The organism is Actinomadura monticuli (assembly GCF_041463655.1).
Classification (GTDB): domain Bacteria; phylum Actinomycetota; class Actinomycetes; order Streptosporangiales; family Streptosporangiaceae; genus Spirillospora; species Spirillospora monticuli.
This window is the reverse complement of sequence record NZ_JAXCEI010000027.1, coordinates 21,231-40,949: the sequence shown is the minus strand read 5'-3', so window position 1 is coordinate 40,949 and position 19,719 is coordinate 21,231. Positions and strand designations below refer to the sequence as shown.

Genomic DNA, 19,719 nt, shown 5'->3' with positions numbered 1-19,719 from the left:
ACGGGCGACGCCGGACCCGGTTCCCGCCACGCGGTGTCACGGCACGTAACGTTCCGTACATGGGGGGCGATCGGGGGAGCTGGACGGGGCCCGGCGGCTTGCGCGTGACGGTGGTGCGGCTGACGGGCGCGCACCGCGTCCTGGCGGAGTACGCGGGGGTACGCGGTGAGAGCGCGTTCCTGGTGACGCGGGGCGGGAGACTGGTCGGCCGCGGCTACTACCCGTCGGTCGAGGACCTCGCCGAGGTCGTCGACCTGGCCGGGCTGCACCCCGTGTGACCAGCGCTTGCGCGAACGGCCGCCGCACCTGTAGTCGTTACACCGTGAGTGATCGGTGGGAAGTCGTCGTGGTGGGGTCGGTCAACGCGGATCTGGTGGTCGAGGTCGACCGCCGTCCCTCGCGGGGGGAGACCGTGCTCGGCTCCGACCTCGTCGTCCATCCGGGCGGCAAGGGGGCCAACCAGGCGGTCGCGGCGGCGCGGCTCGGCGGCCGGGCCGGGATCGTCGGCCGGGTCGGCGACGACGGGCACGGCGAGCTGCTGCGCGGCGCGCTCGCCGCGGACGGCGTGGACCTCGCCCACCTGGAGACCACGCCCGGCGTGCCGACCGGTGTGGCGCTGATCACGATCGGGCCGGACGGCGACAACAGCATCATCGTCTCGCCCGGCGCCAACGCCCGGCTCGGCCCAACCGACGTCACCGCCGCCCGCGCGATGATCGCCGGGGCGTCCGTGGTGTCGTTCCAGCTGGAGGTGCCGCTGCCCGCCGTGGAGGCCGCCGCCCGCGCCGCGGCCGAGGCCGGCGGGCGCGTCGTGCTCAACCTGTCGCCGCCCGCGCCCGTCCCGGACGAGCTGCTCGCGCTCTGCGACCCCCTCGTCGTCAACGAGCACGAGGCCGCGTTCCTCCTGGACGGCGGCGGCGACGCCGGCGCGCTGGCGGCGGCGCTCGCCCGCTCCGGCCCGCGCTCGGTCGTCGTCACGCTCGGCGCCGACGGCGTCGTGGTCGCCGACGGGGACGGCGTCACGGCGATCCCGTCGCCGAAGGCGGCCGCCGTCGACACGACGGGCGCGGGCGACGCCTTCACCGCGGCGCTCTGCCTCCGGCTCGCCCGCGGCGACGCGCTCCGCGACGCCGCCCGGTACGCCACCCGGGTGGGCGCCGCCGCCGTCCGCAAGCGCGGCGCGCAGAGCTCCTACCCGACGCCGGACGAGCTGCCCGAGCCGTAGACGCCGCCCGCGCCGCCCCGGTCAGCGGCTCGTCCGGGCCCGCAGCCGGTACAGCTCGTCGGCGACGTCGTGGACGTCCGAGCCGAGGTCGAAGGCGCTGAACAGGTGCAGGTCGTCGGCGGTCTCGATCTCCAGCATCCGCGTGTGCAGCAGGAGCCGGCGCCGCTCGTCGACCCGGATCGCGCCGATCTCCTCCCAGCCGATGCGGCGGCGCCCCGCGTAGCCGGTCACGACCGTCAGCCCGTCCCCGTCGGCGGCGAGCCGGACCGGCGCGACCAGGTCGCGCAGCGCGAGCGCGTTCAGCCCGATCGCCGCCGCGGCGGCGAGGAACAGGAACTGCGGGTCGTGGCTGTAGAGGACGATCAGCGCCGTGACGGCCGCCGCCGCGGCGCACTTCACCGCCACATGACCTGGGGGTACCCGCCACCGCCGCTGCTCTCCCGCGTCCATGCCCGCCACCGTAGCCGCAACCTGGCCCTGCCGGGCAATGGCGGCCGCGGGGGCGTCCGGTAGCGTCGCAGGCATGCGACTCGGCGTGCTGGACGTGGGCTCGAACACCGTGCATCTCCTGGTGGTCGACGCCCATCAGGGGGCGCGGCCCCTTCCCGCGTACTCCCACAAGGCCGAACTTCGGCTCGCCGCCCACCTGGACGACGACGACCGCCTGTCCGAGGAGGGCGAGGCGCTGCTGCGCGACTTCGTCGACGAGGCGCTGCAGATCGCCGAGGACAAGGGCGTCGAGGACCTGGTCGCGTTCGCGACCTCCGCCGTCCGCGACGCCGCCAACGGCGAGGACGTCCTCGCCCGGATCCGCGCGGACAAGTCGATCGACGTCCGCGCGCTGTCCGGCGAGGAGGAGGCGCGGCTGACGTTCCTCGCCGTCCGCCGCTGGTTCGGCTGGTCGTCGGGGCGGCTGCTGGTGGTGGACATCGGCGGCGGCTCGCTGGAGATCGCGTCCGGCATCGACGAGGACCCGGACGTGGCGATCTCGCTGCCGCTCGGCGCGGGCCGGCTCACCCGGGACCGGTTCACCGCCGACCCGCCGCCGCCCGACGAGATCCGCGACCTGCGCCGGCACGTCCGGGCGGAGATCGCGCGGCAGGTCGGGGACGTCGCCCGGTACGGGCCCGCCGACCACGCGGTCGCGACGTCCAAGACGTTCAAGCAGCTCGCCCGCATCGCCGGGGCCGCGCCGACCGCCGATGGACCGTACCAGCGCCGCACCCTGTCCGACTCCGACGTGACGGACTGGGCGGAGAAGCTCGCGCCGATGCCGTCCGCGGAGCGCGCCGAGCTGCCCGGGGTGTCGGAGAGCCGCGCGCAGCAGCTGCTCGCGGGCGCGATCGTCGCGGACGCCGCGATGGACCTGTTCGAGCTGACCGAGCTGGAGATCTGCCCGTGGGCGCTGCGCGAGGGCGTCATCCTGCGCCGCCTCGACGGTCTCCCCGGCTGAGCCGGCCGGCCGCTACCAGTTAGGGTGGCCGAGGGAGCGTCCGGCCGGGCTGACGGGCCGGTCGCCGGTGCCGTCGGCCCGGACGGCGCGGATCACCGGGTCGGTGATCTTGCCGCGCACGTAGCAGACCCAGCGGCCGTCGGAGGACCACGCCGGGTCCATGTCGTCCCCGGTGCCCGTCGTCAACTGCCGGAGACCGGAGCCGTCGTCGTTCATCGTCCAGATGGTGCTGCCGTCGGACGGGCCCCGGGTGAAGGCGATCTTCGACCCGTCGGGCGACCACTCGGGGTCGACGGAGCGCGCTCCGCTCGTCAGCTTCGTCCAGGTGCGGGCGGGGTGCTCCGGGTCGAGCGTGTAGATCTGCTCGTCGCCGCCGCGCCTGCTCCAGAAGACGAGCTTCCCGGTGGCCGACCACATCGGGTCGTCCTTGGCGGAGTCGTCCGTGGTGAGCTGGGTGACCTTGTGCTCGTTCAGCGTGATCGTGAAGATCTGCTTCGTGCCGCCCTGCCGGCCCATGTACGCCAGGCGCGCGCCGTCCGGTGACCAGGTCACGCGTCCGCCCGCGATGTCGGTGACCTTGCGCTGGTTGCCGCCGTCGGCGTTCATCACCCACGCCTCGCTGCGGCCGGAGCCCGTGCGGGTGAACGCGATGGACCTGCCGTCCGGGGACTTCTCGGGCAGGACGTCGCAGCTCGACCCGCCGGCGAGCGTCCGCACGGACCCGGTGCCGGGCGCGAAGAGCCCGATGTCGGCGTGGCACGACTTCGGCCAGCCGGGCTGGGCGTCGACGCGGACCAGCATGGGCCCGGACGGGAACGGCGCCGGCTTCGCGCCGGTGCCGCCGGCCTTGCCGGACGGCCGGGTCAGATAGTAGATGCCGCCCGCCACGAGCCCGGCCACCAGCAGGCCCACCACGGAGGAGGCGATGAACGTGGTGCGCCTGGACGGCCATTCGTCCCGCCGCGAGGTCGCCGGGAGGACGGGCGGCGGCACCGCGTACTCGCGCTCGGTGGGCGGGTCGGTGCGGCGCTCCCGCACCGGCTGCGTGGGCGGCTCCGGCACGGGCCGCGTGCGCGGCTCCGGCACGGGCGGCGCGGGCAGGGGCGCCGCCGGCACGGGCCGCTGCGGAACGGGCGGAGCGGGAGCGGGAGCGGGAGCCGGGGCCGGCGCGGGGGTGTCGTAGGTGGTGACGTTGGGGTCTCCCGCGGCCGGGGGCGAGGTCCACGACTCGCCCAGCTCGGTCGTCACCGCCGCCTCGCCCGCGCCGCCGACCAGGGCGAGCAGCAGGTCGCGCGCGCTCGGGCGGGCCGCCGGGTCCTTGCGGAGCGCCGACCGGACCAGCCCGGACAGCGACGGCGGCAGGTCGCCGATCTCCGGTTCGGCGTGCACGGCGCGGGCCGCGAGCAGCTGGAACGAGCCCTGCCCGAACGGGTTGCGCCCGCTCGCCGCGTACGCGACGAGGCAGCCCCAGGCGAACACGTCGACCGCCGGGGTGACCTGCTGCGTGGTGATCTGCTCGGGCGCGATCCAGCCGGGCGTGCCGACGACCTGCCCGGTCCGGGTGTGGGACGAGGCCACGTCCAGCGCGCGGGCGATCCCGAAGTCGATCACCCGGGGGCCGGAGATGGACAGCAGCACGTTGCTCGGCTTCAGGTCGCGGTGCACCAGCCCCGCGCTGTGGATGGCGACGAGCGCGGCGGCGACGCCGACCGCGACGCCGTGCAGCATGCCGGGCGACAGCGCGCCCTTCTCGCCGACGTGCTCCAGCAGCGACGGCCCGTCGATGTACTCGGTCACCATGTAGGCGAGGCCGAGGTCCTCGCCGTGTTCGAGGACCTGCGCGGTGCAGAACGACGCGACCCGCTGCGCGTTCGCGGCCTCGTCGTGGAAGCGGGCGAGGAACGTCCGGTCGCCGGCCAGCTCGGCGCGGACCACCTTGACCGCGACGGCCCGGCCCGCCTCGTCGCGGCCCAGGTACACGGCGCCCATGCCGCCCTCGCCGATCTTGGCCTCGATCCGGTACCGGCCGATCCGCGTGGGGTCGTCCGGGCGCAGCTCGCGCAGGGAGGACGCTCGCGGCCCGTCCATGGGATCACCTTTTCTCCGCGAGCCGCGTCTTGGCGGCCGCCCCCGCGGCGGCACGCGGCCCCAACGCTTCCTTACGATGACAGAGCGCGGCCCAAGGTTCTAGCGTCCGCGGATCAATGGAAATTGCGCGCCTTGACGCGGCCGGGGACGGGCAGCCGCCGCAGCCGCGTCGCGCGGACGGACCCGACCCCGTCCGCGCGTTCCAGCCGCCCGCTGACCAGCAGCGCCTGCGAGTCCACGGCGAGGCCCCGGTGCCGCTGGAACACCTGCGGCGGGCACACCACGTTGATGATGCCGGTCTCGTCCTCCAGCGTCATGAACACGATGCCGCCGGCGGTCGGCGGGCGCTGCCGGTGGGTGACGAGCCCGGCGACGACGACGTTGGTCTCGCCCGGTGTCGCGGCGAGTGCAGCGGACGACAGGGCGCCCAGCTCGTCGAGCGCGTCCCGCACGTGCGCGACCGGATGGACGCGGGAGACGCCGGTGGCCCACAGGTCGGCGAGCGTCTCCTCGATCGGCGTCATCGCGGGCAGCGCGGGCGCCGCCGCCCCCGGCGTCACGCCCTCCAGCCGCCCCGGTCCGGAACCGGCCAGCGCGCCCGCCGCCCACAGCGCCTCCCGCCGCGACAGCCCGAGCCCGTCGAACGCGCCCGCGGTGGCGAGCGCCTCCAGCGCCGCGGCCGACAGCGGCACGCGCCGGGCGAGGTCCTCCATGCCGGTGTAGGGACGCCCCGCCGCGACGGCCTCCGCCGCCTCGTCGCCCAGGTTCCGGATCCCGGACAGGCCCAGCCGGATCGCCGGCTGCGGCTCGCCCGGCGCGTGCGGGTGGTCGGAGTCGACCTCGACGGGCTCCTCAAGCGTCGGATGGACGTCGCTGGCGTTAATGTCCACGCCCCTGACCACGACCCCGTGATGCTTGGCGTCCGCCAGAAGGCTCTGCGGGCTGTAGAACCCCATCGGCTGGTTCCGCACCAGAGCGGCGGTGAACGCGGCCGGGAAATGGCGCTTCAGGTAGGCGCTCGCGTACACGAGGTGGGCGAAGCTCTGCGCGTGCGACTCGGGGAACCCGAAACCGGTGAACCCGAGGATCTTCTCGTAGACGCTCTCCGCGATGTCGGACGGGATGCCGCGCTCGGCCATCCCGTCCAGCAGCCGGCGCCGCAGCCGCTCGACGCGCTCCGGGGCGCGCTTCGCGCCCATCGCCTGCCTGAGCTGGTCCGACTCCGCGGGGGTGAACCCCGCGCAGTCGACGGCGAGCTGCATCATCTGCTCCTGGAACAGCGGCACGCCGAGGGTCCGGCCGAGGGCGGGCTCCATCAGCGGGTGCGGGCAGACGGCGGGCTCCAGCCCCTTGCGCCGCCGCAGGTACGGGTGGACGGACCCGCCCTGGATCGGCCCCGGCCTGATCAGCGCCACCTCCACGACCAGGTCGTAGAACCTCCGGGGCCGCAGCCGCGGCAGCGTCGCCATCTGCGCCCGCGACTCGACCTGGAACACCCCGACCGTGTCGGCGTCGCACAGCATGTCGTAGACGAGCGGGTCCTCCGGCGGGACGGACTGCAGGTCGTAGCGGCGCCCGTGGTGCACGGCCACGAGGTCGAAGCAGTCGTGCAGCGCGGCGAGCATCCCGAGGCCGAGCAGGTCGAACTTCACGAGCCCGGCCGCCGCGCAGTCGTCCTTGTCCCACTGCAGGACGCTGCGGTCCGCCATCGAGGCCCACTCGATCGGGCAGATCTCGCCGACCGGCCGGTCCGCGATGACCATGCCGCCGGAGTGGATGCCGAGGTGGCGGGGCAGCGTCAGCATCCGGCCGGCCAGCTCCGTGACCGGCGCGGGGACGTCGGCCTCCGACCCCACCGGGTCGCGCGGGTCGATGCCCTTCGACCAGGCGTCCTGCTGGCCGGGGGAGAAGCCGAGCGCGCGGGCGGCGTCCCGGACGGCCATGCGCGGCCGGTAGCTGATGACGTTCGCGACCTGCGCCGTGCACTCGCGCCCGTACTTGCCGTAGACGTACTGGATGGCCTCCTCGCGGCGCCTGTGCTCGATGTCGAGGTCGATGTCGGGCGGCCCGTCGCGGCCGGGCGACAGGAACCGCTCGAACAGCAGCCCGTGCCGGACGGCGTCGACGCCCGTGATGCCGAGCGCGTAGCAGACCGCCGAGTTCGCCGCGGACCCGCGCCCCTGGCACAGGATGCCCCTGCGCCGGCAGAACTCCACGATGTCGTGGACGATCAGGAAGTAGCCCGGGAAGCGGAGCTGCTCGATGACGTCCAGCTCCTTGGCGATCTGCGCGTACGCGCCCGGCTGCCGCTCCCGCTCCGGCGGCCCGTACCGCCGGAGCGCGCCCTCCTTCACCAGGTGCCGCAGCCACGTCGCCTCGGTGTGCCCGTCCGGGACCGGCCAGTCGGGCAGCCGGGGCGCGACGACGTCGAAGCCGAACAGGCACTCCCGCGCCAGCTCGACCGTCCGCTCCAGGACGCCGGGGAACCGCGCCAGCCGCCGCGCCATCTCGGCGCCGCCGCGGATGTGGGCGGTGCCGCCCGCCGGGAGCCAGCCGACCATGTCGTCGAGGCTGCGGCGGGCCCGGACGGCCGCCAGCGCCTGCGCCAGCCGCGCGTCGGCCCCGGGCGCCGCGAAATGCACGTTGTTGGACGCCACGGCGTCGACGCCGACGCGCCCCGCCAGGGTGAAGAGCGCGTCGTTGCGGAGGTCGTCGTCCGGCTGGTCGTGGTCGATCAGCTCGACGAACACGTTGTCGCGGCCGTACACGCCGACCAGATCGCGCAGCTCCCGCTCCGCCGCGCCCGGCCCGCCGGCCTCCAGCGCCGCCGGGACGGGGCCCTTCCGGCATCCGGTCAGCACCGCCCAGCGGCCCTCGTGCGCGCCGGCGAGGACGCCCGGATCGTAGACGGGACGGCCCTTGCGACCGCCCGCGAGCTGCGCCGACGTGATCGCCGAGCACAGCCGCGCGTACCCGGCGGCGCCGCGCGCGAGGACCAGCAGGTGCCGCCCCGCAGGGTCGGGCTCGCCGGTCTGCGGGCCGGGCAGGCCGAGGCTCAGCTCCGCGCCGAACACCGTCCCGATCCCGGCGTCGCGCGCGGCCTGCGCGAACTGCACCGCCCCGTACATGCCGTCGTGGTCGGTGACGGCCATCGCCTGCACGCCGAGCCGCGCGGCCTCCGCGACGAGCGAGGCGGGGTCGCTGGCGCCGTCCAGGAAGCTGAACGAGGAGTGGACGTGCAGCTCCGCCCACGGCACCTCCGCGCCGGCGCGGCGCGGGAGTCCGGCCACCGGCGGCGGCTCGTCCGGCGACGGCTCGTCCGGCGGCCTGTCGGACGGACGCCACGACAGCCGCTCCTCGAAGTCCCGCCAGGAGATCGGCGGGTTGTACCAGTTGGTCATGTCCCGCCTCTAGTCATATGCGGCCTCGATGTGCCATCTGCCGCCCTCCACGGCGAGCAGGTAGGCGGCGCCGTCGTCCGTGACGACCTGGAACCTGGCCTGGCGCCGGGCCGCGGCCGGGTCCCACCAGCGCTCGTCGGCCGGCCACGGGCCCGTCCAGCCGGTCACGGCGGCGGGGCGCCCCCCGACCACGAGCGTCGCGGGCGGCGCGGACACCTCGCACCGCGCCGACACGACCACGGCCTCACCGGACGCGTCGACCAGTTCCGCCGGGTACGGCGACGGGGAGACGACCGCGGGCGCGGGCCCCGTCACGCGTCCCGGCCACGGGCCCTCGGGCGGGCCGGCCGGGGGCAGGTCCCCGACCGGGACCCGGACCACCCACTCGCCCGGGCCTCGCCCGCCCACCAGCACCGGCCGGGTGATCCCCTGATGCCCGAGCAGCGCCTGGACGCGGTCGGCGGCTCGCGCGATCCGGTCGGTGACGGACGTCCTGCCCCAGATCGCCTCCTGGCGCCCTTCGTCCGGGACGATCTGGTCGGGCGCCAGCTCCACCCACGTGACGCCGCCCCACCCGGCCTCGGCCCCCTGCCCCGCGGGCCGATGGGCCGACAGCTGCCACCGGACCCGTTCGGCGACGGCCAGCGCCGACAGCCCCTCGTGCCGCCACAGCCGCCGCAGCACGTGCCCGTCCGCGAACCCGGCCGCGACCTCCAGCCGGACGCACGCCAGCCCGCCCGCCGCGAGCCCCGCGTGCAGCTCGCCCGCGAGCCGCTTCGCCTCGAACACGACCCGCTCGGCCTGCTCGGCGGGCGGGTCGAAGTCGCCGCGCACCGACAGGTCCGCCGGGCCCCGGACGGGTGCCAGGGGACGCGGCTGCTCGCCGCGCGCCAGCCGGTGCGCGAGCGCGCCGTCCGGGCCGAACCGCCCGGCGACGTGCCCGGACGGCAGCGCCGCGAAGTCGCCGAGGGTCCGGATGCCGAGCCGCCGCAGCAGGTCGGCCAGCTCCGGCCGGTCCAGGACGGACAGCGGGTACGGCGCGAGGAACGCCGCCGCGCCGCCCTCGGGCACGACGGCGCCGCCGTCCCCGGACCGCGCCGCCAGCTCCGCGGCGAACAGGCCGTCGGCGATCCCCGACCCGCAGTCGTGCCCGGCCTCCACGACCGTGTCCTGCACCAGGACCCGCAGCGCCTGCTCGCCGCCGTAGAAGCGGGCCGGGCCCCGCGCCGGGATCGCGCACAGGCCCGGCCGCACCACCTCCACGCGCGGGGTCAGCTCCGCGACCGCCTCCACGACCTCCTCGAAGCGGCGCCCCTCCGCGTCGGTGTCCCGGTCCCGCACGACCAGTTCGGGGCAGCGGCGCTGCGCGTCCCGGAGCCGCTGCCCGCGCCGCACGCCCTCGGCCCGCGCCGCCGCCGAGCACGCCGCGACCCGTCCCCGCGCGACCACGGCCCCGGCCGTCGCCGCGTCGATCCCGACGGCGGTGACCGGCCAGTCCGGGCACCACACGACCAGCGCCCGCGTCATGCGATCCCCTCCTCGACCCGCACCAGCGGCGGAACGCCGGACGGCCGGGGGTGGACGGGGGCGCCGGCGGAGACGAGCTCCAGGGGCCGGCGCGCCGTCTCGTCGGGCCTGACGGTGCCGTCGGGCGCCGGCAGCCAGAGGCGGGTGCGGCGGCCCGCGCCGGGCGCGTCGCGGCCCTCGGCGATGACCTGGACGCGGCGGCCGGTCAGCCGCCCGTGGCCGGTGCCGAGCCCCTCCCAGGCCAGGTCGTCCAGGTGGAGGCGGAGCCGGGTGCCCGGCCAGTCGCCGGCGAACGGGCCGGTCAGCGCCAGGGCGCAGCCGTGCTTGCGGGCCAGCGCCGACAGCCGCCGGACGGCCGCCGCGCCCGGCCGCTCCGGCGGGCGCAGCAGGATCAGCTCGACGGCCTCGGAGAGGGCGGCGATGACGTCGGGCCAGCGGTCGCCCGGGTCGTCGGCGAGCAGCAGCCGTCCGGGGTCGGCGCCCATCCCGGCGGCGGCGGCCACGCCGAAGTCCGGGAGGCCGACGACGCCGCACCAGCCGCCGGTGCCGTCCTCGCCGCCGTGCCGGGAGACGCCCGCGACGAGCGCGAGGCCGAGGGACGCGGCGCCGGGACCGCCGAGGCCGACGACCGAGCCGGGGCGCAGCCCGCCGCCGGGCAGCACGGGCCGCAGCGCGGGCAGCACGGGCACCGTGGCGCGGGGCGCCGTCTCCAGCGCCGCCGACAGGTCCCGCAGGGCGGCCTCCGGCACCGTCGTCCTCCTCTCACGTGCTCCTGCACAATTTCGAACACAAGTTCGACCTGTGTCAAGTTATCGCAGGTCACGCAGCGGAGTCGCGGAGGGTGGAAGGCCCGATGGCATGGGGCTTCGCGGTATTTTGGGCGATATGACGAACGACGTGCGCACGCTGGAGTGGACCGGCGACGGGCTGCGGCTGCTGGACCAGACCGCGCTGCCGGGCCGCGTCGAGTACGTCGTGGCCCGCGACGTCGGCACGCTCGTGGACGCGATCCGGCGGCTGGCCGTGCGGGGGGCGCCGGCGCTGGGCGTCGCGGGCGCGTTCGGGGTCGCCATCGCCGTCCGGGAGGCCGCGCTGGAGGGGTGGGACGACGACCTGCGCGACGCCGCGATCGCCGCCGTCCGGGAGGCCCGCCCGACCGCGGTGAACCTGGCCGCGGGCGTCGACCGGGTGCTCCCGTTCGTCGCCAAGGGCGCCGACGCCGTGGCGGCCGAGGCGCAGGCGATGCTGGAGGAGGACGTCCGAGGCAACCGCGCCATCGGAGCCTTCGGCGCCGACTGGATCCTGGGGCGCCTGGGAGACCGGCCCCTGCGCGTCCTCACCCACTGCAACGCCGGCGCCCTCGCCACCGCCGGATGGGGCACGGCCCTCGGCGTCGTCCGCGAACTCCACGGGCGGGGCCGCGTCGAGCTCGTCTACGCCGACGAGACCCGCCCGCTGCTGCAGGGCGCCCGGCTCACCGCCTGGGAACTGGACCGGGCCGCGATCCCGTGCGCCGTCCAGGCGGACGCCGCCGCGCCGAGCACGATCCTGCGCGGCCTCGTGGACGTCGCCGTGATCGGCGCCGACCGCATCGCCGCCAACGGCGACACCGCCAACAAGATCGGCTCGGTGGGCGTGGCGCTGGCCTGCCGCGCCGCCGGGGTCCCGCTCGTCGTGGCCGCGCCGTGGAGCACCGTCGACCTGGCCCTCCCCGACGGGGACGGCATCCCGATCGAGGAGCGCCCGGCCGGCGAGGTGCTGTCCTGGGGCGGCGCCAGGACCGCCCCCGCCGGCGTGGGCGCGTACAACCCCGCGTTCGACGTCACGCCCGCCCGCCTCGTGACCGCGCTGGTCACCGAGACGGGCGTGCTGGAGGTGTCGGCGGGCTCGACCCCCGGCCGGCTCCGGGGCTGAGCGACCGGGTCGCGGCGCGGAGGCCGCCGTACCATCATGGTGATCGTGCCGACCTCCCCGAATCCCTCCGCCGCGCCGCGTCCGGCGGAACTCGACGCGGTCCTGGAGCGGATCACCTACGCCAACGAGGACACCGGCTACACGGTCGCGCGGGTGGCGACCGCCAAGGGCGGGAGCGACCTGCTCACCGTCGTCGGCGCCCTGCTCGGCGCGCAGGTGGGGGAGAGCCTGCGGCTGGTCGGCCGGTGGCGGTCGCACCCGAAGTACGGCAAGCAGTTCGAGGTCGACTCGTACACGACCGTGCTGCCGGCGACGATCCAGGGCATCCGCCGCTACCTCGGCTCCGGGATGATCAAGGGGATCGGGCCGGTGATGGCCGACCGGATGGTCGGGCACTTCGGCACCGACATCCTGCGCGTCATCGAGGAGGAGCCGGAACGCCTCGTCGAGGTGCCGGGCCTCGGCCCGAAGCGCACCAAGCGGATCGGCGACGCGTGGGAGGAGCAGAAGGCCATCAAGGAGGTGATGGTCTTCCTGCAGGGCGTGGGCGTCTCCACCTCCCTCGCCGTCCGGATCTACAAGCGGTACGGCGATCAGTCGATCGACACGGTCCGCGGGCAGCCGTACCGGCTCGCGTCGGACGTGTGGGGCATCGGGTTCAAGACGGCCGACACGATCGCGCAGGCCGTCGGCATCCCGCACGACAGCCCCGAGCGCATCAAGGCGGGGCTCCAGTACACGCTGTCGGAGGCCGCCGACGACGGGCACTGCTTCCTGCCCGAGCCGAACCTCGTCACGGCCGCGGAGAAGATCCTCGGCGTGGAGCGGGAGCTGATCGTCCCGGCGCTGGACGAACTGGCCCGCGACGAGGGCGTCGTCCGGGAGCCGATCCCAGGCGAGGGGGAGGACGCCGCGACGATCCCCGCCGTGTACCTGGTCCCCTTCCACCGGGCCGAGCGCTCGCTCGCCCGCGGCCTCCTCGACCTGCTGGACGCGCCCGCCGACCGGCTCAAGGCGTTCGCCGACGTCGACTGGGACAAGGCCCTCCCGTGGCTGAAGGAGCGCACCGGCCAGGCGCTCGCCCCCGAGCAGGAGGAGGCCGTGAAGCTGGCGCTGACGTCGAAGGTGTCGGTGCTGACCGGCGGCCCCGGCTGCGGCAAGAGCTTCACCGTCCGCTCCGTCGTCGAGCTGGCCGCCGCGAAGCGGGCCAGGATCGTGCTGGTGGCGCCGACCGGGCGGGCCGCCAAGCGCCTCGCCGAGCTGACCGGGCACGATGCCGCGACCGTCCACCGGCTGCTCCAGCTCCAGCCCGGCGGCGACCCCAAGTACGACCAGGACAACCCGCTCGACGCCGACCTGGTCGTCGTCGACGAGAGTTCCATGGTCGACCTGATCCTCGCCAACAAGCTGGTGAAGGCGATCCCGCGCGGCGCGCACCTGCTGCTCGTCGGGGACGTCGACCAGCTCCCGTCCGTCGGCGCGGGCGAGGTCCTCGCCGACCTGCTCGCCGCCGAGGCGATCCCGCGGGTGCGGCTCACCAGGATCTTCCGGCAGGCGCAGGAGTCCGGCATCGTCGTCAACGCGCACCGCGTCAACGCGGGCGACCACCCGCATACGCGCGGCTACGGCGACTTCTTCCTGTTCCCGTGCGAGGAGCAGGACGAGGCCGCCGAGCTGACCGTCGACGTCGTCGCCAACCGCATCCCGCGCAAGTTCGGGCTCGACCCGCGCCGCGACGTCCAGGTCCTCACGCCCATGCACCGGGGGACGGCCGGGGCCGGCTCCCTGAACAACCTGCTGCAGGAGGCGCTGACGCCGCACGACGACGCCCGTCCCGAACGCCGCTACGGCGGCCGCGTCTTCCGCGTCGGCGACAAGGTCACCCAGCTCCGCAACAACTACGACAAGGGCGAGGCGGGCGTCTTCAACGGGACCGTCGGCGTCGTCACGAAGGTCAGCCTGGAGGAGCAGTCGCTCACCGTCGTGACCGACGAGGACGAGAGCATCGACTACGCCTTCGACGAGCTGGACGAGCTCGCCCACGCCTACGCGATCACGATCCACCGGTCGCAGGGCAGCGAGTACCCGGCCGTCGTCGTCCCGCTCACGACCGGCGCCTGGATGATGCTGCGCCGCAACCTCCTCTACACGGGCATCACCCGGGCGAAGCGGCTCGTCGTCCTCGTCGGCTCGCGCCGCGCGCTCGCCGCCGCCGTCCGCACCGCGGGCGCGGGCCGCCGCCACACCGCCCTGGCCCACCGCCTCTCTCAGCGGTAGCGGGCCAGCTCCCACGGGTCGTGGGCGCAGAAGACCTCCACCTCGCCGCCGAGCGCCAGCTCCCGCAGCCGGGCGACGTTCGCGAGCCGCAGCTCGCGGTCCACCTCGCCGCCCGCCTGGACGAGTTCCATCAGCGGATGCACGACCGGCTCCGGGCGGTCGACCTCCCCGTGGTACATGTACGCGTCCCCGGCGTGCAGCAGCCAGCGGTCGCCGTCCCGCACCGCGACGCCCGCGTGCCCCGGCGTGTGCCCTCCGAGCGGCACGAGCAGGATGTCCCCGGCCACGCCGTCCAGGGCGCGGACGCCGCCGAACCCGTGCCAGGTCTCGCCGCCCCCGTCCTCGTAGACGACCCACTTCGGGCCGTGCGCGAGCTGCGCGGGGGTCTTGCCGCCGTCCGCGTGCTCCGCCTCGAACAGGTGCACGGCCGCGTCCGGGAAGTCGCTCAGCCCGCCGGCGTGGTCGCGGTGCAGGTGCGTGGGGACGATGTGCCGGACGTCGGCGGGGGAGTGCCCGAGCGCCTCGACCTGCCGGACGGCCGTCGCGGCGGGGTCCAGCACCGGCCCCGCCATCTCCACCCAGTCGTCGAGCAGCCGCTCGGACGGGCGCGCGATGTCGCCGAGGCCGATCCCCGCGTCCACGAGGACCAGCCCGGAGGAGTCGGTCTCGACCAGCAGTACATGGCCGGCGGCTCGCGCGGGCCGCAGCGGGCTCCCCGGGCCGCCGGCGGGCTCGATCTCCCGCATGGGGGCGCAGTCGAGGTGGTGGACGCGCATGGAACTCCTCAGAGAAGGCCGGCGAGCTGGCGGGTGACCTGGTGGATGACGGACACGTCGCGCTGGACGCGGGCGAGCATGAGGGCGCCCTGCAACGCCGACAGGACCAGCGCCGCCAGCGGTTCGGCGCGCTCCCCGGGCACGCCCCAGCCGAGGAGCGCGACCCGCAGGCCGTCCAGCCACTGCCCGTAGGCGGTGTCGCAGGCGGCCCGGATCGTCTCGCTCCCGGCGGCCGTCTCCAGGGCCACGGTCGCGACGGGGCAGCCCTTGCCGAAGTCCGACTCCAGCAGGTTCCGCGCGAAGTGGTCGCCGATGGCCGCGAGGCCCGCCCGCCCGTCCGGCGCGGCGAGCACGACCTCGGCGAGGGCCTCGCTGACCGTCCGTCCGGACAGGGCCACCGACTCCGACGCGAGCTGCTCCTTCCCCTCGGGGAAGTGGAAGTACAGCGACCCCTTCGGCGCCCCGCTCCGCGCGAGGACCTGGTTCAGCCCGGTGCCGTGGTAGCCCTGCCGCTGGAACAGCTCCGCCGCCGTCCGCAGGACCCGCTCTCTCGTCTCTCCGCGCGGTGCCATGGCGAACAGACTAGACCGACCGGTCTATAGATTTCAATCGCCGTTCTCGATTTATCGAAACTTTTCGTTATTGAATGAGCAGCTCAGAGCTTGTTCTTTCTCGGCTTATGAATCTGTATATCGAAAGGACCACTCCAATGTATTGACACCTTTCGGAGGCGTTCTCAAAATGAGGGTCCCCCCGCCCCATGGAGGAACACGGATGATCGAGCATGCTCCCCCGCCCGGCAGCCCCCGGAGGAGGCCCTCCGCCGCCCGGCGCGCGCTGGTCCTCGCCGCCGCCCTCGCGCTGGCGGCCGCCTTCCTCGTGAGCCTGCCCGCCGCGGCCGGTCTCGCGGCACAGCGCGGGCCCGCCGCCGTCCCGCTCGCCGCCGACGACTGCGCCGCGGGATACGTCGGCCTCACCTACGACGACGGTCCCACCTCGGGCTTCACGTCCGCGCTGCTGTCCGCGCTGCGGCAGAACGGCGTCCGCGCCACGCTGTTCAACATCGGGCAGAACGCCCAGAACAACCCGTCGCTGGTCGGCGCGGAGAAGAGCGCCGGCATGTGGATCGGCAACCACAGCTGGACGCACCCGCACCTCACCCAGATGTCGCAGTCGCAGATGCTGGCGGAGCTGCAGCGGACGCAGCAGGCGATCCAGCAGCAGACGGGAACGGCGCCGAAGCTGTTCCGGCCACCGTACGGCGAGACGAACGCGACGCTGCGGGCGGTCGAGCAGCAGCTCGGCCTGACCGAGATCATCTGGGACGTCGACTCGCAGGACTGGAACGGCGCGTCCACGGCCCAGATCGTGCAGCGGGCGAGCCAGCTCCAGAACGGCCAGGTCATCCTGATGCACGACGGCTACAACGCGACGATCCAGGCCGTCCCGCAGATCGCCGCGAACCTCAGGAGCCGCGGCCTGTGCCCCGGCATGATCTCGCCGTCCACCGGCCGCGCCGTCGCGCCCGACGGGGGGAGCACCCCGCCGCCCGGCGGCGGCTCCTGCACCGCGCAGATCTCCCCGGGTCAGCAGTGGAGCGACCGGTTCAACCTGTCGGTCACCGTCTCGGGGACGAGCACCTGGGTCGTCACCGTGACCGTGCACAGCCCGCAGAAGATCATCGCGACCTGGAACGGCTCGCCGTCCTGGAGCGGAGGCGGCGATGTGATGACGATGCGGCCGAACGGCAGCGGCGACACGTTCGGCTTCACGGTCCTGCACAACGGCAACTGGACGTGGCCGGACGTCTCCTGCGCCGTCGGCTGACCCGGCCCCGCACGCCCCGTCCCGCGGCCGGGCCCCGGCCGCGGGACGACCGACGCGTCAGCCCTGGCCGGGCGGCGGTGCGGTGCTCTTGCGGACGACCAGGCTGGTGGACAGCTCCATCCGCGTCGCGACCGGCTCCCCGTTCCGGATGCCGAGGATGATCTGCGCGGCGGACTCCGCCATCTGCCGCAGCGGCTGGTGGACGGTCGTCAGCGCGGGGCTGGCCCACGGCGCCACCGCGACGTCGTCGTAGCCGACCACCGACAGGTCGTCGGGGACCCGCAGCCCGTGCACGCGCGCCGCCTCCAGCACGCCGAGCGCCTGCAGGTCGCTCCCGGCGAAGATCGCGGTCGGCCGGTCGGGGCGGCCGAGCAGCTCCATCGCACGCTCGAAGCCGCCGTCGACGTGGAAGTCGCCGTAGGACACATAGGACGGATCGACGTCCAGCCCGGCCATGCTCATGGCGGAGCGGAACCCGTCCAGCCGCGCGACGGAGCACAGCATGTCCGCCGGGCCGGTGATGATCGCGATGCGCCGGTGCCCCTGGTCGATCAGGTGCCGGGTCGCCGCGAGCCCGCCGGACCAGTTGGCCGAGCCGACCGACGGGACGTCCGGCTCCGGGTCGCCGGCCGGGTCGATGATGACGAACGGGATCGACCGGGACCGCAGCCGCTTCTTGTACTCCGGCGGCAGGCTGGAGAACAGCAGCACGACGCCGAGCGGGCGGCGGCGCAGCACCCCGCCGATCCACTCGGGGCCGGGGGAGTGCCGGGTCCCGCTCTCGGTCAGCACCAGGCTCGCGTTGTTGGCCTTGGCGACGCTCTCCACCCCCCGGATCAGCTCCATGGTCCAGAGGCTCTCGATCTCGTGGAGGACGATCTCGATGAGCGGCGCGTCGGGACCCGACCGGGAGCCCCGCCGGTAGCCGTGGTGCTCCAGCAGGCGCTCCACCCGGAGGCGGGTCTTGCGGGCGACGTCCTCGCGGCCGTTGAGCACTTTCGAAACCGTCGAAATGGAGACACCGGCCTGATCGGCCACTTGGGCCAGGGTCACCCGGCTCGTCTCGTCCTCCTGCTGCATGCTCGAAGCATAAGGATCTCGGCACCGACTCCGAAACTCGGCGTCCGCTCCAGAGCCGGGGATCACTCCCGCGCGTACCGTTCGATGGCGGTGAGGAGGAGGTCTTCGGCCAGGTCGTAGACCCTGTCGACGTCCGCGGCGTCGCCGCTGAAGCGCCCGTTCGCCTCGGACGCGGCGAGCCCCATGCCGATCGTGTCCAGCAGCCGCTGCAGCGGCGGGACGACGTCCTCCGGTACGCCCGCGCTGCGCAGCAGCGCCTGCACGGTGTCGCGCGCCCGCCGCGCCTCCTCGGTCACGGTCGGCCTCATGAACAGCAGCAGGAACACCTGCGGATGGCGGCGCGCGACCTCCCGGATGCCGGCGCCGAGCGCGCGGAGGCGGTCCTGCCAGGGCAGGCCGGGATCGTCGTCCGGCAGCTCGGTGATGAGGCGTTCGACCAGGCCGTCCAGCAGCCCCTGCTTGTCGCCGACGTACCGGTAGAGCGCCATCGGCGTGACGCCGAGCCGGTCGGCGACCCCGCGCATGCTCACCGCGTCCAGGCCGCGCTCCTCGGCGAGATCGAGGGTGGCGTCCAGCACCTCGTCGCGGCTGAGCCCGCGGGTTCCGCGTCCACGTCTGGCCGGGGTCTTCATGGGCGGCAGTCTAGTGGTTAATATACGGCGTATATCTACAGCGTATATTAACGGGGAGGGCGCCATGCCCACCGCACACCGGCCCGCCTGGACCCTCGCCGTCGCGTCGGCGGCCGGGTACCTGCTCGTCCTCGACCTCGTCGGGGTGAACATCGCGCTGCCCGACATGCGTCGCCGTCTCGACGCGGGCCTGGCCGAGGTGCAGTGGTCCATCGACGCCTACGCGTTGGCGCTCGCCGGGCTGCTGCTCACCGCCGGCGCGCTGGCCGACCGGGTGGGACGCCGCCGCATGCTGCTCGGCGGGCTCGCCGCGTTCACCGCGGCGTCGCTCGGCTGCGCGCTCGCGCCCTCGGCCCCGCTCCTGGACGTGTTCCGCGTCGTCCAGGGGTGCGGCGCGGCCGTCCTGTACGGGACGGCCTCGCCGCTGCTGGCGGCCGCGTATCCGGCGGGCCCCGCGCGCAACCGGGCGCTCGGCGTGTACGCCGCCGCGTCCGGCGCCGCCATCGCGACCGGCCCGCTGGTCGGCGGAGCGCTGACCGAGCTGTTCGGCTGGCGGGCGATCTTCTTCCTGAACGTGCCGGCCGGCGTGATCGCGATCGCCGTCGCCGCGGGGACGGTGCCCGAGTCGCGGGACGCCCGCCCGCGCCCGCTCGATCCGCTCGGGGCCCTGCTGCTGACCGGCGGGCTCGGCGGGCTGCTGTGGGCGTTGATCGAGATCCCCCGGCTGGGCTGGGAGGACCCCGGCGCCCTGCTTCCCGCCGCCGCGGGCGCCGCCGCGCTCGCCGCTCTCGTCCGGCGCCGCGTCCCCGAGCCGATGATCGACCTGGCGCTGCTGCGGGACCGCCTGTACGCCGCGAACGCCTCGGCCGCGCTGGCCTCCCACGCGGCGGGCGCGGGATCGCTGGCCTACTTCTCGCTCTACGTGCAGGGCCCGATGGGCACGCCGCCCGCGCAGGCGGGCCTGTGGTTCCTCACCTACAGCGCCCCGGCGCTGGCCGCGCCGCTGGCCCTCGGGCGGGTCGCGCACCGCTTCCCGGCCGCCGCGCTCGTGGCGGCCGGGCCGCTGCTGACCGTGCTGTCCACGCTCCTGCTCGCCGCCGCCTACCGGACGGGGTCGTGGCCCCCGCTGGTGCCCGGCTTCGCCGTCGGCGGCCTCGGCGCGATCGGCAACCTCGTGTCCAGCCAGGTCGCCCTAGAGGCGGCCCCTGCGGAACGCGCGGGCGTCGCCGCCGGGATCACCAACACGGCCAAGCAGCTGGGGATCGCGGTGGGCGTCGCCGTCCTCGGCGTCCCGTACGGCCTCGGCGGGCTGGGCGCCATGCTCGTCACCGCCGCGGCCCTGGCCCTTCTCGGCGCCCTCCCGGCTCTTCACCTCTTGACGGTCAGCCGGTCGAGGCGGAGGCCGGTGAAGGCGCCGGCGGTGACGCCGCGCACCCGCTCCGACCAGACCAGGTGATCGTGGGCGGACCACAGCCGTACTGGCACGGCGGGTACGTCTACGTCGCCGACAACACGCGCG

16 protein-coding genes are annotated in these 19,719 nt (G+C 75.1%); 7 read left to right on the top strand and 9 right to left on the bottom strand.

Translation table 11 applies throughout. The features are described from left to right. The first annotated feature begins 59 nt into the window (after positions 1-59). Positions 60-278, top strand: coding sequence for a hypothetical protein (locus SM611_RS35720; RefSeq protein WP_371954819.1), 219 nt, complete (start codon positions 60-62; stop codon positions 276-278). 44 nt (positions 279-322) lie between these two features. Next, positions 323-1,225, top strand: coding sequence for a ribokinase (locus tag SM611_RS35715; protein WP_371954818.1), 903 nt, complete (start codon positions 323-325; stop codon positions 1,223-1,225). A 21-nt stretch (positions 1,226-1,246) separates the two neighbouring features. On the opposite strand, the gene SM611_RS35710 is transcribed toward SM611_RS35715, so the two are convergent. Beyond that, on the bottom strand, positions 1,247-1,675 hold the full coding sequence (locus SM611_RS35710) for a PH domain-containing protein (protein ID WP_371954817.1): 429 nt from the start codon (positions 1,673-1,675) through the stop codon (positions 1,247-1,249). 73 nt (positions 1,676-1,748) lie between these two features. Here SM611_RS35710 and SM611_RS35705 point away from each other — a divergent pair, with 73 nt between their 5' ends. Beyond that, positions 1,749-2,678, top strand: coding sequence for a Ppx/GppA family phosphatase (locus tag SM611_RS35705; RefSeq protein WP_371954816.1), 930 nt, complete (start codon positions 1,749-1,751; stop codon positions 2,676-2,678). A 12-nt stretch (positions 2,679-2,690) separates the two neighbouring features. Here SM611_RS35705 and SM611_RS35700 read toward each other — a convergent pair whose 3' ends face one another. From SM611_RS35700 to imuA', 4 genes are all read right to left on the bottom strand, one after another. After that, positions 2,691-4,766: a protein kinase domain-containing protein gene (locus SM611_RS35700; protein WP_371954815.1), complete on the bottom strand. Its 2,076-nt coding sequence runs from the start codon at positions 4,764-4,766 to the stop codon at positions 2,691-2,693. 113 nt (positions 4,767-4,879) lie between these two features. Further along, entirely contained in the window at positions 4,880-8,167 is a 3,288-nt protein-coding gene (locus SM611_RS35695; protein ID WP_371954814.1) for an error-prone DNA polymerase, read from the bottom strand. Between the two features lie 9 nt (positions 8,168-8,176). Continuing rightward, positions 8,177-9,694 (bottom strand): DNA polymerase Y family protein, encoded by a 1,518-nt coding sequence (locus SM611_RS35690; RefSeq protein ID WP_371954813.1) that lies wholly within the window; start codon positions 9,692-9,694, stop codon positions 8,177-8,179. Continuing rightward, on the bottom strand, positions 9,691-10,443 hold the full coding sequence (gene imuA' / locus SM611_RS35685; RefSeq protein ID WP_371954811.1) for a DnaE2-dependent mutagenesis accessory factor ImuA': 753 nt from the start codon (positions 10,441-10,443) through the stop codon (positions 9,691-9,693). The genes SM611_RS35690 and imuA' overlap by 4 nt, the downstream gene beginning before the upstream one ends. A gap of 136 nt (positions 10,444-10,579) precedes the next feature. On the opposite strand from imuA', the gene mtnA reads away from it, so the two are divergent. Then, the gene (gene mtnA / locus SM611_RS35680; RefSeq protein ID WP_371954810.1) at positions 10,580-11,608 is read left to right on the top strand and encodes an S-methyl-5-thioribose-1-phosphate isomerase; all 1,029 of its coding nucleotides are present in this window, start codon (positions 10,580-10,582) and stop codon (positions 11,606-11,608) included. 45 nt (positions 11,609-11,653) lie between these two features. Beyond that, positions 11,654-13,885: an SF1B family DNA helicase RecD2 gene (recD2, locus tag SM611_RS35675; protein ID WP_371954808.1), complete on the top strand. Its 2,232-nt coding sequence runs from the start codon at positions 11,654-11,656 to the stop codon at positions 13,883-13,885. Here recD2 and SM611_RS35670 read toward each other — a convergent pair. Next, positions 13,876-14,661 carry an MBL fold metallo-hydrolase gene (locus SM611_RS35670; protein WP_371954807.1) on the bottom strand — a complete coding sequence of 262 codons (786 nt, stop codon included), beginning with the start codon at positions 14,659-14,661 and terminating at the stop codon, positions 13,876-13,878. The two genes, recD2 and SM611_RS35670, sit on opposite strands and share 10 nt — an antisense overlap. An 8-nt stretch (positions 14,662-14,669) precedes the next feature. Further along, complete coding sequence (locus SM611_RS35665) at positions 14,670-15,233, bottom strand: LmrA/YxaF family transcription factor (RefSeq protein ID WP_371954805.1); 564 nt, start codon at positions 15,231-15,233, stop codon at positions 14,670-14,672. 202 nt (positions 15,234-15,435) lie between these two features. Here SM611_RS35665 and SM611_RS35660 point away from each other — a divergent pair, with 202 nt between their 5' ends. Continuing rightward, on the top strand, positions 15,436-16,488 hold the full coding sequence (locus tag SM611_RS35660) for a polysaccharide deacetylase family protein (RefSeq protein WP_371954804.1): 1,053 nt from the start codon (positions 15,436-15,438) through the stop codon (positions 16,486-16,488). Between the two features lie 57 nt (positions 16,489-16,545). Here the strand turns inward: SM611_RS35660 and SM611_RS35655 are convergent, their stop codons facing one another. Next, the gene (locus tag SM611_RS35655) at positions 16,546-17,568 is read right to left on the bottom strand and encodes a LacI family DNA-binding transcriptional regulator (RefSeq protein ID WP_371954803.1); all 1,023 of its coding nucleotides are present in this window, start codon (positions 17,566-17,568) and stop codon (positions 16,546-16,548) included. A gap of 62 nt (positions 17,569-17,630) precedes the next feature. Further along, positions 17,631-18,200, bottom strand: coding sequence for a TetR/AcrR family transcriptional regulator (locus SM611_RS35650; protein WP_371954802.1), 570 nt, complete (start codon positions 18,198-18,200; stop codon positions 17,631-17,633). Between the two features lie 64 nt (positions 18,201-18,264). Between SM611_RS35650 and SM611_RS35645 the strand changes: the two genes are divergently transcribed. After that, on the top strand, positions 18,265-19,656 hold the full coding sequence (locus tag SM611_RS35645; RefSeq protein ID WP_371954801.1) for an MFS transporter: 1,392 nt from the start codon (positions 18,265-18,267) through the stop codon (positions 19,654-19,656). Positions 19,657-19,719 lie beyond the last annotated feature (63 nt).

Excerpts from the sequence above, each read along its gene's own strand:
- SM611_RS35645 (WP_371954801.1), top strand. The coding sequence starts at position 18,265 with ATGCCCACCGCACACCGGCCCGCCTGGACCCTCGCCGTCGCGTCGGCG.
- SM611_RS35705 (WP_371954816.1), top strand. The coding sequence starts at position 1,749 with ATGCGACTCGGCGTGCTGGACGTGGGCTCGAACACCGTGCATCTCCTG.
- SM611_RS35660 (WP_371954804.1), top strand. The coding sequence starts at position 15,436 with ATGATCGAGCATGCTCCCCCGCCCGGCAGCCCCCGGAGGAGGCCCTCC.
- SM611_RS35720 (WP_371954819.1), top strand. The coding sequence starts at position 60 with ATGGGGGGCGATCGGGGGAGCTGGACGGGGCCCGGCGGCTTGCGCGTG.
- SM611_RS35710 (WP_371954817.1), bottom strand. The coding sequence starts at position 1,675 with ATGGACGCGGGAGAGCAGCGGCGGTGGCGGGTACCCCCAGGTCATGTG.
- SM611_RS35650 (WP_371954802.1), bottom strand. The coding sequence starts at position 18,200 with ATGAAGACCCCGGCCAGACGTGGACGCGGAACCCGCGGGCTCAGCCGC.
- SM611_RS35670 (WP_371954807.1), bottom strand. The coding sequence starts at position 14,661 with ATGCGCGTCCACCACCTCGACTGCGCCCCCATGCGGGAGATCGAGCCC.
- SM611_RS35655 (WP_371954803.1), bottom strand. The coding sequence starts at position 17,568 with ATGCAGCAGGAGGACGAGACGAGCCGGGTGACCCTGGCCCAAGTGGCC.
- SM611_RS35695 (WP_371954814.1), bottom strand. The coding sequence starts at position 8,167 with ATGACCAACTGGTACAACCCGCCGATCTCCTGGCGGGACTTCGAGGAG.
- SM611_RS35665 (WP_371954805.1), bottom strand. The coding sequence starts at position 15,233 with ATGGCACCGCGCGGAGAGACGAGAGAGCGGGTCCTGCGGACGGCGGCG.
- SM611_RS35700 (WP_371954815.1), bottom strand. The coding sequence starts at position 4,766 with ATGGACGGGCCGCGAGCGTCCTCCCTGCGCGAGCTGCGCCCGGACGAC.
- SM611_RS35690 (WP_371954813.1), bottom strand. The coding sequence starts at position 9,694 with ATGACGCGGGCGCTGGTCGTGTGGTGCCCGGACTGGCCGGTCACCGCC.
- mtnA (WP_371954810.1), top strand. The coding sequence starts at position 10,580 with ATGACGAACGACGTGCGCACGCTGGAGTGGACCGGCGACGGGCTGCGG.